The sequence below is a fragment of the Bilophila sp. T19-St14 genome, assembly GCF_059728385.1.
On record NZ_BAAGFT010000001.1, the window covers coordinates 3,151,248 to 3,166,661 of the forward strand.

Annotated in this window: 10 protein-coding genes; 8 read left to right on the forward strand and 2 right to left on the reverse strand. The window is 59.5% G+C overall.

Annotated features, from left to right (window positions below; all coding sequences use genetic code 11):
- Nucleotides 1-19: 19 nt before the first annotated feature.
- Entirely contained in the window at nucleotides 20-1,831 is a 1,812-nt protein-coding gene (locus AC6I1V_RS13260; protein ID WP_302554596.1) for a carbon starvation CstA family protein, read from the reverse strand.
- Nucleotides 1,832-2,277: 446 nt separating this feature from the next.
- Nucleotides 2,278-2,709: a hypothetical protein gene (locus tag AC6I1V_RS13265; RefSeq protein WP_486853710.1), complete on the reverse strand. Its 432-nt coding sequence runs from the start codon at nucleotides 2,707-2,709 to the stop codon at nucleotides 2,278-2,280.
- 2,107 nt (nucleotides 2,710-4,816) lie between these two features.
- Here AC6I1V_RS13265 and AC6I1V_RS13270 point away from each other — a divergent pair.
- From AC6I1V_RS13270 to AC6I1V_RS13305, 8 genes are all read left to right on the forward strand, one after another.
- Nucleotides 4,817-7,873, forward strand: a complete 3,057-nt coding sequence (locus tag AC6I1V_RS13270) for a diguanylate cyclase domain-containing protein (protein ID WP_486855032.1) — start codon at nucleotides 4,817-4,819, stop codon at nucleotides 7,871-7,873.
- 531 nt (nucleotides 7,874-8,404) lie between these two features.
- Nucleotides 8,405-8,812: a hypothetical protein gene (locus AC6I1V_RS13275; RefSeq protein ID WP_497737064.1), complete on the forward strand. Its 408-nt coding sequence runs from the start codon at nucleotides 8,405-8,407 to the stop codon at nucleotides 8,810-8,812.
- 268 nt (nucleotides 8,813-9,080) lie between these two features.
- A complete protein-coding gene (locus AC6I1V_RS13280; RefSeq protein WP_302553583.1) occupies nucleotides 9,081-9,707 on the forward strand; it encodes a LysE family translocator in 627 nt (208 codons plus the stop codon).
- 636 nt (nucleotides 9,708-10,343) lie between these two features.
- On the forward strand, nucleotides 10,344-10,505 hold the full coding sequence (locus AC6I1V_RS13285; RefSeq protein WP_302553582.1) for a hypothetical protein: 162 nt from the start codon (nucleotides 10,344-10,346) through the stop codon (nucleotides 10,503-10,505).
- 232 nt (nucleotides 10,506-10,737) lie between these two features.
- The gene (locus tag AC6I1V_RS13290) at nucleotides 10,738-12,330 is read left to right on the forward strand and encodes a UxaA family hydrolase (RefSeq protein WP_486854601.1); all 1,593 of its coding nucleotides are present in this window, start codon (nucleotides 10,738-10,740) and stop codon (nucleotides 12,328-12,330) included.
- Nucleotides 12,331-12,517: 187 nt separating this feature from the next.
- Entirely contained in the window at nucleotides 12,518-13,369 is an 852-nt protein-coding gene (locus AC6I1V_RS13295; RefSeq protein ID WP_486854600.1) for an amidohydrolase family protein, read from the forward strand.
- A gap of 15 nt (nucleotides 13,370-13,384) precedes the next feature.
- A complete protein-coding gene (locus tag AC6I1V_RS13300) occupies nucleotides 13,385-14,167 on the forward strand; it encodes an L-fucose dehydrogenase (protein WP_486854599.1) in 783 nt (260 codons plus the stop codon).
- 12 nt (nucleotides 14,168-14,179) lie between these two features.
- Nucleotides 14,180-15,388: an MFS transporter gene (locus AC6I1V_RS13305; protein WP_308770776.1), complete on the forward strand. Its 1,209-nt coding sequence runs from the start codon at nucleotides 14,180-14,182 to the stop codon at nucleotides 15,386-15,388.
- The last annotated feature ends 26 nt before the right edge of the window (nucleotides 15,389-15,414 follow it).

Consider the following 15,414-nt stretch of genomic DNA (forward strand, 5'->3'; position numbering starts at 1 on the left):
TCCTTCTCCGGTTTTCTCTTTATTCTTGTACGATTTCCTTCACTTCATCGCCATAGGGGTCACGTACGGTCTTGGTTTCCTTCAGCAGGACTGACCAGCGGCGCAGCGTGCCGATGATGACGAAGCCCATCATGATCATGACCAGCACGCTCAGCGAGGCGAGCAGGTACTTCTGGGTGGGGATGTACTGGTACAGGATCAGCCAGATGCCCGCCCAGAAGGTGATGATGGTCATGAAGATGCCGGGGGCGGCGGTGATCCACGCATACTTGGTCTTGTTCATGCGCAGCAGCATGGTCGTGCCGATGAGCAGCGTGACCGAGGCAAGGAGCTGGTTGCTGATGCCGAACAGGGGCCAGATGCTGGAAATGTCGCCGGTGTAGACAAGGTAGCCCCACGCGCCCGTGAACAGGAAGCTGGTCACGAAAATGCCGGGCCACCAGTTCTTGTCGCCGAACTTGGGGATGACCTTGCCGATCATTTCCTGAAGGAAGAAACGGCCGACGCGGGTGCCGGCGTCCACGGCGGTGAGGATGAATACCGCTTCAAACATGATGGCGAAGTGGTACCAGTAGCTCATGAGGTGGGACATCCACGGGATCTGGCCGAAGATGTGGGCCATGCCCACGGCGAGGGACACGGAACCGCCGGGGCGGTGCATCAGGTTTTCGGCCACTTCCTTTTCCAGCGTGGGCAGGTCGACGACGGACATGCCGAGCGCCGCGAACTTGTCGGCCGGGGCGTTGATGGCGAAGTAGTCGGCGGGCACGAGCACGCAGGCGGCGATCAGGGCCATGATCGCCACGAAGCCTTCAACAAGCATGGCGCCGTAACCGACGAACAGCACGTCGCGTTCCTTGCCGATCATCTTGGGCGTGGTGCCCGTGCCGATGGTGGCGTGGAAGCCGGAGAGCGCGCCGCAGGCGATGGTGATGAAGATGAACGGGATCACCGGGCCGCCGACGATGGGGCCGCCGCCCTTGGTGAATTCGGTGAACGCAGGCATGTTGAAGTCGGGCATGACGAACATGATGCCGAGGGCCAGCGCGCCGATGGTGCCGATCTTCAGGAAGGTGGACAGGTAGTCGCGCGGCAGGAGCAGCATCCACACGGGCAGAACCGACGCGGCGAAGCCGTACACCGGGATCAGGATGGACATGGGCTTCTTGTCGATGTCGAGCCAGCCGAAGGTTTCAGGATGGGCGGCGACATAGGGCCCGGTCAGGATGCACAGGGCAAGCAGGACCACACCGATGATGGACGCTCCGAGCACATCGCCCTTGCGCCAGATCTGCATGTACAGGCCCATGATGATGGCGATCGGGATGGTCGCGGCCACGGTGTAGGTGGACCACAGGCTGTTGTGCATGGCGTTGACCACGGCGATGGACAGGCCCGCCAGCGTCAGCAGGAGGATGGCGAGCACGGCCCACGCCGCTATGGAGCCCGTCGTCTTGTCGATTTCCTGCGAGGCGATGTAGGCGAGGCTCTGACCCCGGTGCCGCACCGAGGCGAACAGCACGACCATATCGTGCACGCCGCCCGCAAGCACGCAGCCGATGAGAATCCAGAGCAGGCCGGGCATGTAGCCGAACTGGGCGGCCAGCACGGGCCCAAGCAGGGGGCCGGCGGCGGCGATGGCGGCGAAATGGTGCCCGAAGAGCACGTATTTGTTGGTATCCACATAGTCGTGGCCGTCGGCGTATTTGACGGCCGGCGTCACACGGGCGTCATTCAGGTTCAGCACCTTGTTTGCAATGAACAGGCCGTAAAAACGATACCCTATCGCAAAAATACACAAGGCTGCAAAAACCACCGTAAGAGCGTTCATACGAAACCTCTGTTGGTGAAGGTGGCACATATGGCGATCGGGCTTCCGCCGCGATCGTATCCTCTAACCCCTCGCGCGTGCCTTCCGGCATCGTTCAAGGGGCAATCCTCATATATGAATTCAAGGGAAACGGTTATCCCCTGTTGCATCCGTCAGGATGCCTTGCGCGGGCCGCTTGCCCGCGTCAATAGGCTGAAGTTGTTGTAGGAAAAGCTCCTTCATCGCTATCCGTGCCCTAGAACTGTTTGTTGGAACAAACAGTTGAGGAGGGCGCACTTATGCGGCGTGGCATCGGACGTACTGGCAGTATGATCCACGGGGCCGACTGCTGCTTCACCGGGCCTGATGCCTTTCTTGAGGCACAGGCGACAGGAACGCCTTTTCAAAGGAGCCCGTTTGTCAGCAGGGAACGAAGGGACGAGTAGCCGGAAGGCGTCGCGCCGCGGTTAGACGCTCAGGGGAGGAGGCAGGGCGAAGGAGACGGGGCCGTCCCATCCCGTATAGGGGAGGAAGGCCTTCTCATGGCCAGCGCAAATCCGTTCGGCAAAGGTAGGTGTGGGCGAAGCCGCCGTAAATGTCTGGAGGCCACGGTGACGCGCCAGAAGGTTGCGCGGTGTGGGCTGGTTCGGGCGCGGCGGGCTCTTGACCTCCTGCATTTCCTCGTGGCGGAACAAGAAACGCGTTTCGGACAGCTCGATGGACTCCCACGGCAGCAATGACGTGGGGCGCAGCAACCCCTCGTTGGGGAGGTTGTCGATGATGGGCACGGGGTGGGTATTGGACGTAAGCATCCCGCCAAAGAACAGGATAACACTCATCAGACCCATGAGCAGCATATGCCATGTGGGTGAGAGGCTGTTTCTTTGGTTGGCGTACATATCTCGTATCCTTGTGGCTGTCGGCTTTGTACCGTTTGGCGCAACCGATAATCTCATTAGGAATGATTGTCAATGAGATGTTGGGCCGCCGTTCTCACGGGAAGAAGGTACTTTCTCATCGAATCATACAGAATGCGGTTCGCTTACAGACGGATTCTTAAGGAAACGCTTTCTGATATGTTGAAAACAGAAAATTTTTATCATTTGGTATGTGGAAAGGATGCGAAAACGATGCGTTGGATAGTATTTTATTGCAAAATCATCGGATTTTCCTAATAAAAATGAAGAAGAACGGCTGTTCCGCAGGAACGGGATGATGCTTTATTCCTTGAAATTCCAAGGTAATAAACGATAAAGTTCCACAATTATGGAGCCCATCAACGGAAAATTAGAGAAAAATCCTGTATTTTTACCATACTGTGGATATGAAGCGGCCACATCCCATGACAGGGCCAAAAGAATAAACATATCCGCAGTAGGCCTGTATTTTTTGGCTCTGTTATAGCTTGTGGTTGTTTCATCTCCACAGTGCGGTGAAAATACAGCCTTTTTCTCCGGTTTTCCCCTTGGCGGGATCCACGGCTAAGGCATTTTGCCGGTTATCCCTGTGGACCTTCAAGGAAAAAAGCATCAACCATTTTCTATAACACGGCCTATTTTTTATGCGGAACAATAGGTGCCGATTCACAGAAGGATATTTGTTGGCTGTGTTAAAGTTTCCAGCTGATACGGCAATCAGAGGTCGTTTGCCCCTGTTTCAGCGGAACATTCGTTGTCGTGGAGGCGGCCGCACTTCCAGCGCGGTGAAAGGCACCCTCCAACGGCTGACGGCGCTTCGTCTCGTGCGGCTTCGCCGCTCTCGACCGCGCTTCGCGAGACATTTGGCCGCTCCTCACCCCCTTCATGCCGCATTGCCATGCGGCGAGGGACGTCCTCAAAGCTCGCTGACGCTCGCGCCTACGGCGGTTAATGGAGCGTACTTATTTATCAACCGTAAACTTAAACAGAGCCTATTTGTTTGCCAGGATACGGCGGCAGTATTGCGTAGAATATGGTATGTCGACATTTTTATAGGGTATACATTCCATACACAAATAATGTATTTCTATTATAGAATGCGTATCATCCCATTTTTTAAGGGATCTGGTATGGTATGTGGTTGTTTCATATCCACAGTACGGTGAAAATACAGCCTTTTTTCCAGTTTTTCCCTTGGCGGGAGCCACGGCTGGGGCATTTTTCCGGTCATTCCTTTGGAGTTTCAAGGAAAAAAGCATCAATTACTTTCTATAACGCAGCCTTTTTAAAATGGGAAAATACCCGTCAGGATTTTTCCCATGCACTTTGATGCGTCTGTGCGGCATAACATCTTACTTTATAAGAACAGATAGTTATTGAGTCAGCATAGTGATTTGATTCGGGCCGTTTCCATGCCTCTGCGTCTAAGGCTATTGTCCGTAACGGTTTTCCGGGCAACACGTTCTTGGAAAGACACGCTGCAAGAGAGGGGGGGCCGTATGCGGACGGTATCCGCAAGATGCTTGTACGGCTGCTGCGTCATGCCGCAGCGGAATATTTGGGCTCTGTCATGGTACATGGCTGTTTTGTTTCTGCAATACACTGAAAATATATGCTTTTTATCCAAATTTTCCGCTGGCGGGCTCTGTGATTGGGGGATTTTATTGGTTATTTCTTTGGCTGTGTTTAAGTTTGTGGTTGATACAAGATTCCAACTGGAAAGGAAGAGTTCTTTGGAAATTATCTGGAGGTCTCGCAACAATTCTTCAAAACTGGATTTCATGTAATGAACAAAAAATGAGAGAGGCCCATATCACCAGACGTGGAATGAACTTTTATCTATTGATTTTCATTGAAAAAATCATCAACCGTAAAATTGAACACAGCCATTTCTTTGGAACTTCAAGGAAATAAAGCATCAGCCGTTTTCTATGACACAGCCAATATTTTTCGTCTGGACTACTGGTTTTGGAATACGTAGAACAACAGAATAAGGAATCAATATCAGCGCGGAGCACTCTGCTCGGATGAGTACGCCTATTCTTAGGAGAGGGATTGCCGCGTCGAGAAGACAGCGAAGGTAGAGAGCATGGAACACCTGTGCACAGCCGTGTTCACATTTCTGGAGGGCGCTAAACCCTTTTTCCAGTACGGCAAACCCCTTCAGGATGCGTTGCCCTTTTGGGTTCAGGCGCTCGGCGGCATTGTGCCCTTGGATGCGCTGGCGATTGCCCGCACGGAAGGGAAAAAGGGCGCGTGCGAGACGGCGTGCTGGAGCGGGACGCCGCACCTGCCCGAAGAGCTGCTGTTCCGTGCTTTGGACGGAACGGACTTGACCAAAGCGTTTGAGCCTTCTTCAGAGGAGGTGCCTGCCGCATTGTTTCCGGGGGAAACGGCGGCAAGGCTCAACGCGTTGGTGCTGCCCATCGCTTGCGACGGCGGGCCGCTCGGCGTGCTGTTTGCCGGCAGGGATTCCGGGAAAGCGGGGTGGTCGGAACAGGAGCGGGATTTCTTGCGGCTCGTGTGCGCCATGATCGGGGTTTTCTTTGCGGGGCAGGCGCATTGCGAGCAGCAATCGTTCCACATCGGCGTCCTCAATGCGGCGATGGATCAGGTGAAAGTCGGCCTGTATGTCACCGATCCCCGCACGGACACCATCCTGTACATGAACAAGTTCATGAAGGACGGTTTCAATCTGGAACATCCCGAAGGGGATACCTGCTGGAAGGTGTTGCAGTCCGGAATGAACGGGCGCTGCCCGTTCTGCCCTGTGGACAGGCTCATGGCCGACGCGGGGCAGGATCAGGTTCTCCGTTGGGAGGAACGGAACACGTTGACGGGGCGGATCTATGACAACAGCGACAGCCTGATGCGCTGGACGGATGGTTCCCTTGTGCATTTGCAGCAGTCTGTGGATATTACGGATTCCCTCCGCCTGCATCAGGCGGCGAATTATGACGAGCTGACCGGGCTTTTGAACCGCAGGGCGGGGAAGGCCGCGCTTGCCGATGCGCTGGTGCGCCTCGACAAGGAAGAGGGTTCCTTGATTGTGGGCATGTTTGATTTGGACAGGCTCAAGGAAATCAACGACCTGTACGGCCATACGGAAGGTGACCGCGCACTGCGCACCATTGCGCAGGAGATGCGGCGGAGCTTGCACGCGCCGGACTTGTGCTTCCGGCTCAGCGGGGACGAGTTTGTCGTCGTGCTCCACAACACCAACCGCCACGCCGTGGATGGGCTGGTGGCGGGCGTGCTGGAACGGTTGGAGGCATGGAGGAAGCAGTTCCGCCTTCCCTATTCGCTGGAGTTCAGTTTCGGCTGCTTCAAGGTGATGCCGGGGGGTGGGATGACGGTGGCCGAGGTGCTCTCGAAAGCCGATGAAAGCATGTATGAGCAAAAGAAGCGCGCCCATATCCGCAGGGCGGAACGGCAGCTCCAGGAGAAGCAGGCGGGCGGGGAGATCCCTCCCGAAGCCCTTGAGTACGATTCGCTGCGCTTATACAACGCGCTGGCGAAAAGCACCGATTCCTATGTCTTTGTTTCCAACATGAAGACGGGGATATTCCGTTATTCGCCTTCTATGGTGGAAGAGTTCGACCTTCCGCAGTCCATTGTGGAAAATGCCGCCGCCGTTTGGGGGAGCAAGGTGCACCCGGACGACAAGGCCGCCTTTATGGAGGCCAATCAGGTCATCGCCGACGGGCGTTCCGATTTCCATTGCGTCGAATACCGGGCGAAAAACCGCAAGGGCGAGTGGATCTGGGTTCGCTGCCGGGGGTATTTGGAACGCGACGAGGACGGCGGGCCGGGCCTGTTCGCCGGGTTCATCACCAATCTGGGCCAGAAGAACAAAATCGATCATGTGACCGGGCTGTTCAACAAGCTGAAATTTGAAGAAGACATCGAGTTCATGCTGGAGAAGCGGCCCGAACACCCCCTGCACCTGCTCGTCCTTGGCCTGGACGGCTTCAAGCACGTCAACGAGTTGTACGGCAAGGGCTTCGGGGACGAGATCCTGCGCGTGATCGGCCAGCGGATTCAGGGGATGCTCCCGCTTTCGGCCTCCGTATATCGTCTGGACGGCGACGAGTTCGGGATCATGATGAGTGGGGAACGTTCTGAAATGACGGAGTTGTTCCGCTCCCTTTCGGAGAGTTTCCGCTCACAGCAGGAATACGACGGCAAGAAATATTATTGCACCATCTCGGCGGGCAGCGCGAGCTATCCCGAAGACGCCTCCTGCTATACGGACTTGTCCAAGTACGCCAGCCATTCGTTGAAGCACGCCAAAAAGCTCGGCAGGAACCAGATCGTTTTTTTCAGCCGCGCCATCCTCGAACAGGAAATGCGCTCTCTGGAGCTGGTGGAATTGCTGCGCGAGAGCATCGAACGGCAGTTTGAAGGGTTTGAGCTTGTCTATCAGCCGCAGATCGCGGCGGACACGCGGCGTGTGGTGGGCGCCGAGGCGCTGGCCCGCTGGAAGTGTGCCAAATACGGCCCCGTGTCGCCCGGCGAGTTTATCCCCCTGCTGGAGCAGAGCGGGCTCATCATCCCCTTCGGCAGGTGGGTGTTCCGCGAGGCCGCAGCGCAGTGCAAGGCATGGACGAAGCTGTGCCCCGATCTCAAAATCAGCGTCAACCTTTCATACTTGCAGGTGACTACGGACAGCATGGTTCCGTTCATCAGCGACACGCTGAAACGGCTGGGCTTGTCTCCCGCAAACGTGATGGTTGAGTTTACGGAAAGCTGCATGATCCGCGAAAACACCCGCATCCGGGCCGTATTCGAGAGCATCCGCAGCCTTGGCATCCGTATCGCGATGGACGATTTCGGCACGGGCTATTCCTCGCTCGGCATGCTCAAGACTTCCCCTGCGGATGTGGTCAAGATCGACAGGACGTTTGTCCGCGACATTTTGACCAGCCAATTCGATGCCACATTCATCCATTTTGTGGTGGCGCTCTGCCATGACGTGAACATCAAAGTCTGTCTGGAGGGGGTCGAACGTGAGGAGGAATTTGACCGCGTGCGTCCGATGGGGCTTGATTTCATACAGGGGTTCCTGTTTGGGAAGCCCGTGCCTCCCGACGCTTTTGAACAAGGCTTTTTGATGGGCGGCGCCTCCGGCTGCCGGGGCAGGTAGGCGGCTGGGAAGGTTCCGAACCGATGGGCGGCAACGCCCCGGCTGTCGGGAGGGATGAGCCGCGGCCCCGGATACGGCGGCAGGGTGGGGCCGCATGGGGGGAATGTTTCGCCCCATGTGATGGGCGGGGCTAATTGGGGGGTCATGGACGACGGGCTGGATGGGGGTCGCCCCGCCGATGGGTGGGGCCCCGTGAGCTTGTCCACCAAGCCGGGATCGTCGGGGAGTTTGCCCCGTGCGATGGGGGGACCCCCGACTGATGTGCGCCGTCAACCAATGCTTGCCTCGTGCTATGGGCGGCAACGCCCCGGCTGTCGGGAGGGATGAGCCGCGGCTCCGGATACGGCGGCAGGGCGGGGCCGCATGGGGGAATGTTTCGCCCTATGCGATGGGCGGGGCTAATTGGGGGATCATGGATGACGGGCTGGATGGGGGTCGCCCCGCCGATGGGTGGGGCCCCGTGAGTTTGTCCACCAAGCCGGGATCGTCGGGGAGTTTGCCCCGTGCGATGGTGGGGCCCCCGACTGATGCGTGCCGTCAGCCAATGTTCGCCTCGTGCCGATGGGCGGCAACGCCTCGGCTGTCGGGAGGGATGAGCCGCGGCTCCGGATACGGCGGCAGGGCGGGGCCGCATGGGGGAATGTTTCGCCCTATGCGATGGGCGGGGCTAATTGGGGGATCATGGATGACGGGCTGGATGGGGGTCGCCCCGCCGATGGGTGGGGCCCCGTGAGTTTGTCCACCAAGCCGGGATCGTCGGGGAGTTTGCCCCGTGCGATGGTGGGGCCCCCGACTGATGCGTGCCGTCAGCCAATGTTCGCCTCGTGCCGATGGGCGGCAACGCCTCGGCTGTCGGGAGGGATGAGCCGCGGCCCCGGATACGGCGGCAGGGCGGGGCCGCATGGGGCTTGCGGGCGTTTCGGAAAGGCTGTGCCGTAGAAAGCGGTTGATGCTTTATTGCTTGAAATGCCAAAGGAATAACCCAATAAAATGTCCCAACTATAGAGCTCATCAGCGGAAAAATGGAGAAAAATGTATATTTTCAGTGTATTACTGGGATAAAAATAAGCATATGCCCTGACAGGATCTTCGGAAAAAGCGGACGGGTGCGCCTGTGCCGTATTTTTGAAATGGGGCCTTCCGCTGTGCCTTCCCGTTGATTGAAACTCATCGGGCTTTCCGGTAGAGCAACGCCTGCGGAGGTCGTATGCTTTCTTTTGAAACGACGTGTGCGTTTTTTGTGGCATCGCTGCTGATGGCTATGACGCCGGGGCCGGACGTCATCATTGTGCTGACCCAGTCCTCGCTGTACGGGATGCGGGCGGGCGTGTTCACGACGCTTGGCCTTATGACCGGGCTGCTTGGGCATACGTTGGCCGTCGCGCTCGGCGTGGCCGTCCTGTTCCAGACCTCGGAGGCCGCGTTTACGGCGCTGAAGTTCCTCGGTGCGGCCTATCTGCTGTATCTTGCGTGGCAGTCCTTCCGATCCGGCGTGTTCCGGGCCTTCCTCACACAGTCCCTGTTCCCCGGATACGGCACGCTCTATCGGCGTGGGTTCCTCTCCAACATCACCAACCCAAAGGTGACGCTGTTTTGCCTTGCGGTGCTGCCGCAGTTCGTGGAGCCGGAACGCGGCCACCCGACGCTCCAGATCCTGTCGCTCGGCGGCCTGTACGAGCTGGCCTGCCTCATCGTTTTTACGGCCATTGCCGCGCTTGGGGGCAGGATGGCGGTATGGTTCAACCGTTCCGAACGGGCGCAGATGCTTATGAACCGCATTGCCGGGTGCATCTTTCTGGGGCTTGCGCTGATGTTGGCCTTTGCTTCACGGTAATGTCAGTAATATCCCGCACTACCTTGACCGGCGATTTATCCCCAAGCCACTTCACGGGGATGCCCGCAATATCCCGCGTCAGGCGGGGCTTTTGCAAGGGCGGGCTTCACAGCAGGGCTTACCGGAAGGCTGTGCCATAGAAAATGGCTGATGTTTTTTTCCTTGAAGTTCCAAAGGAATGGCCGGCAAAATGCCTCAGCTAGGGATTCCGCCAATGGAAAGCTGGAGAGAAAGGCCGTATTTTTACCGAGCTGTGGAGATGAAGCAACCACATACGATGACAGTGCCTACCGGAACCATCCTTTCCTCTTGAGGGCAATCCAGGGGAAGATGGCGGGCCAGGCCATGCCCGCCAACGCCGTATAAGAGCCGTATCGCCAGCCTGCACTCCGCTTCTTTCCAACGGGCCGCATTCCGTATATGCTGACGGCGAAACCGGAAGGGCCCCGGCGGGGCGTTCCGGCATCAATCCAACAGTGAGGCAATATTATGATCACATTATCCGACTCTGTCCTCGACGATCTGCGGACGTTCCGGGGGCGTAACGCGGCTCGCACGATCCGCATCGAAAAAGGTTCCAGCGGCTGACACAGCACCAACTTTGAACTGGCTCTGGATGAGCCGGAAGAAGGCGACGTGACCGAGGATGTCGGGGAATTTCATTTTTGCATGGAAAAGGCGCTGATGGATCAGGTGGGTTCGGTGTTCATTGACTGTGATCCCACGGGCAGCTTCCGCATCTATACGGAAAGGCCCCTGTCCATCTTCACCACGCGCGGCGGGAGCTGTTCCCTGTAAAACCTTGCCCCGCATTTTTCCCAAAAGAGAGGCGTCCGGTTTGCGTCCCTTCGGCGTGGATATGTTTCTCAGCATGCGGCGCGTTAGCGCGTTCATATAATCATTTATCTTTTATTTCAACAAATTATAAAAGGAAAGTCGGACATGCCGTTCGGCTTTCCTTTTTTTGTGCGCGCCGCGCGGGGCTTCCGTGGGCCATGCCGGGCGGGGCTCCCGCCCAAAGGATTCGGCTATGCAGAAAATCCTCCGTATCGATCCGAAAGACAATCTGATCGTGGCCCTGCGCGATCTGGCCCAAGGCGACATCGTCGAAAACGACGGGCAACGCATCCAGTTGGTCACGGATGTCCCCGCCAAACACAAGTTCACCCGCGACCCCGTGCCTGTGGGAGGCATCGTTACCCTGTACGGCGTGCCCGTGGGCAAGGCCGTCGCCCCGCTCCAGCCCGGAGAACGCATCACCGTGGACAACGTGGTTCACTACACGGCGGAAGTCGATCTGAGCGATGCCGTCCCGTACATGTGGAAGGCCCCGGACGTCTCCCGCTGGGCGGACCGCACGTTCGACGGCGTGATCCGCCCGGACGGGCGCGTGGGAACCGCCAACTATTGGCTCATCATCCCGCTGGTGTTCTGTGAGAACCGCAATGCCCTGAAGCTGCGCGACGCGCTGGAACGGACGCTTGGGTACGCGGGGGATCATCTGGCGGACTTCGCGCGGTCGCTGGTGGGCGGCACGGGCTGCGCGCCCGCTCCCCGGCCTTTCCCGCACATCGACGGCATCCGGGCCATCACCCATAACGGCGGGTGCGGCGGCACGGCTCAGGACGCGTGGGCGCTGTGCCGGGTGCTGGCCGCCTATGCGGATCACCCCAACGTGGCGGGGCTTACCGTATTCAGCCTTGGCTGCGAGAAGGCGCAGATCGGGCTGTTCCAGGAGGCGCTGCGGGAACGGAACCTTGGTTTCGACAAGCCCTGCATCCTGCTGCGGCAGCAGGACTGGGCCAGCGAAGCCAAGATGATGGAAGAGGCCGTCCGCAAGACGCTGGCGCATTTCAGGAACGCCGATCTGGCGGAGCGCCGCCCCGTGCCGCTCTCGCACCTCAAGCTTGGGGTGAAGTGCGGCGGTTCGGACGGCTTTTCCGGCATTTCGGCCAACCCTGTCATCGGGGAAGTTTCGGATCGCGTGGTGACGCTCGGCGGCGGGTCGGCGCTGGCGGAATTCCCCGAACTGTGCGGCGTGGAGGCCAACATGATTTCCCGCTGCATCCGCAAGGAAGACAAGGCTCGCTTCCTTGAGCTGATGCGCCGCTATGAGGCCGCCGCCAACGCTTGCGGGGCCTCCATCTCCGACAACCCCAGCCCCGGCAACATCCGCGACGGGCTGATCACCGATGCCATCAAATCGGCCGGCGCGGCGAAGAAGGGCGGCAAGGCCCCGATCAGCGCCGTGCTCGATTACGCGGAGCCCATGCCGGACGCCGGGCTGTCCCTCGTCTGTACGCCGGGCAACGACGTGGAAGCCGTGACCGGGCTCGTGGCTGCGGGCGTAAACGTGGTGCTGTTCTCCACCGGTTTGGGGACGCCTACCGGGAACCCCATCGTGCCCGTGATCAAGGTGGCGACCAATACGGCGGTGGCGGAACGGCTCAGCGACCTGATCGATTTCGACTGCGGCCCGATCATTGACGGGGAACCCATTGCGGTTGCCGCCGACCGCCTGCTTGAAAAGGTACTTGATACCGCCAGCGGGCGGTACTCCACCAAGGCCGATCGGCTTGGGCAGCATGATTTCCTGTTTTGGAAGCGTGATGTGTCGCTGTAGCGGGCGGAAAGGCTGGGGGGAAGGGATGCCTTCCGAAGGACGGTGCCTCCACACGGGCCCCCTGTCCGAAAAATCCCCCCTCTTCTTTGAGGCCGTTTGGGGGCCGTTACCGTCGGCAGGGCCGCCGCATGGAGCGGCAGTAGTCCCTATAAGGCTGTTTCGCCGGGGCCTGTGAAGGAGGAAGACGATGGATACGGTATGGCGCGTGGACGCGCATCAGCATTTCTGGCGGTTCGATCCGGCCTCATATGGCTGGATAGGTGACGGCATGGACGTCCTGAAACGGGACTTCCTGCCCGCCGAGCTGCGGTTTGAGCTGGACATCCGGCATATCGGCGGTTCGGTGGCGGTTCAGGCACGGGCTTCGGAGGCGGAAACGGACTTTTTGCTTGGGCTGGCGGCGTCGAATCCGTGGATTCTGGCGGTCGTGGGCTGGATCGATCTGCGGGCGGATGATCTGGAAGCCCGGCTTGAGGCGCGGGCCTCGTCCGCCGTGCTCAAGGGGTACCGCCATCAGGTGCAGGATGAGCCGTCCCCTTCGGCGTTTCTGGAGGATGGGCGGTTCAACCGCGGCGTGGAAACGCTCCAACGGGCGGGCAAGCTCTATGAGGTTCTGATCCGCGCGAAAGACCTGCCCGCCGCCATTGCCTTCTGCGGGAGGCACGATCTGGGGCCGCTCGTGCTGGATCACCTCGGCAAGCCGGACGTCCTGCATGAGGGCGCGGCGGAGTGGGCCAAACGCATCGCCCCGCTCGCGGCGCTGGAGCATGTGAGCTGCAAGCTGTCCGGGCTGATCACCGAAACCCATTGGCACGGCTGGGACGAGCGGGATTTGCTCCCCTACCTCGACGCGGCTCTGGAATGTTTCGGGCCCTCCCGCCTGCTGTTCGGTTCGGACTGGCCCGTTTGCCTGCTGTCCGGAACGTACGATCAGGTGTGCGGTCTGGTTGGGAAGGCCACGGCGTCCCTCTCCGAGTCGGAGCGTGATGCCGTATGGGGCGGCAACGCCTGCCGCGTGTACGGCGTCGGCAACCTCTAAACGCAGGAGCATGTCATGGATTTGCGGATAAAGGACAAAGTGTATCTCGTGACCGGCGGCGGTTCCGGCATCGGCGGCGGCATATCCGCTGCGCTGGCCCGTGAGGGCGCGATTCCGGTGATTCTGGGGCGCAGCCCGCTGCAAAAGGGGTTCCGGGCCGAAGTGCTGGCGCTCCAGCCGCTCATGCATTTCATCCAAACCGAACTGACCGACGGGCAGGCCTGCGCCGATGCGGTTCAGGAAGCCGTGTCCATGTACGGGCGCATCGACGGCCTGATCAATTGCGCCGGGGGCAACGACAACGTCAGCCTCGAAACCGGGGTGGAGGCGTTTCGGGTTTCGCTTGAGCGCAACCTCGTTCATTACTACACGATGGCGCACTACTGCATCGGGGAATTGAAAAAGAGCAAGGGGAGCATCCTCAACGTCAGCTCCAAGACCGCGCTCACGGGGCAGGGCGGGACCAGCGGCTACACCGCCGCCAAGGGGGCCATTTTGTCCCTGACGCGCGAATGGGCCGCATCCTATCTCAAGGACGGCATCCGGGTGAACGCCGTGGTCCCCGCCGAGGTCTGGACCCCGCTCTATGAACGGTGGGTGAACACATTCCCCCGCCCGGCGGAAAAGCTGGAAACCATCGTCCGCAACATCCCCTTGGGGCACCGGATGACCACGGTGGAGGAACTGGCGGACATGGCTGTGTTCCTGCTTTCGCCGCTGTCGTCGCATACCACGGGCCAGTGGGTTGTGGTGGACGGCGGCTACACGCACCTTGACCGCACTTTGACGGCCCGCTGAGGGAGGTTCGCCGTGAGCCAGATAACCAGCCCCCAATACCGCAAGGCGTTTGTCCTCGTCACCACGCTGTTCTTCATGTGGGGCCTGTCCTACGGGCTCATCGACGTGCTGAACAAGCAGTTCCAGATGACGCTCAACGTGTCCAAGGCCCAGTCCGGGCTTATTCAGGCCGCGTATTTCGGGGCCTATTTCGTCGTGGCGATCCCCGCCGGGCTGTTCATGGAATGGAAAGGCTACAAGGCGGGCATCCTGTGCGGCCTGAGCCTGTACGCGATCGGGGCCCTGCTGTTTGTCCCGGCGGCGGGCGCCGCAAGCTTCGCGTTCTTCCTGTTCGCCCTGTTCGTCATCGCGCTTGGGCTCGGATGCCTGGAAACGGCGGCCAACTCCTATTCCTCGGCGCTGGGTTCCACGGAAACCGCCGAAACCCGCCTGAACCTCTCCCAGTCCTTCAACGGGCTTGGGCAGTTCACCGGGCCGCTGATCGGGGGCCTGCTGTTCTTCGGCGGCGACGGGGCCGGCGGCGGAGGCGGGCTTGATGCCGTCAGGATGACCTATGTGGGCATCGCCTGCGTGGTGATCCTGCTGGCCGTTTTGTTCGCCAAGGCCCAACTGCCCGATTTGCGGAGCAGTGAGGAGGCGGATGAGGCCGCCATGACGAAACATTCCCTGCTGGCCCATAGGGAATTCGTCGCCGGGGTGGCGGCGCAGTTCCTCTATGTGGCGGCGCAGGTCGGGATCGGGGCGTTCTTCATCAACCTGTACATTGAATGCTGGCCCGGCGGCACGGCGCAGCAAGGCGCGTTTTTCCTGTCCAGCGCCATGCTCTGCCTGCTGATAGGCCGTTTCGTGAGCACGGGCATCATGACCAAAATCGCGCCCGCAAAACTGCTTGCGGCGTACGGCTCCGTATGCGTGATCCTGACGGGGGTGGTGTTCATGGCCGTCGAATACGTGTCGGTCATCGCGCTCATCGCGGTGTTTTTCTTCATTTCCATCATGTTCCCGACCATTTTCGCGATGGGGACCAAGAACCTCGGAACCCGCAAGAAGCGCGGCGGCTCGTACATGATCATGGCTATCGTGGGCGGGGCGATCATGCCGTATTGCATGGGGCTGATTGCGGACTACACGCACACCGCGGCGGCGTTTGCCCTGCCGTTGTGCTGCTTCGCCTGCGTCGTCCTGTACGGTGCGGCGTATGGGCGGCTGGTAAAGGAATGACAGGGGGAGGGGCCCCTTCCCCCGTT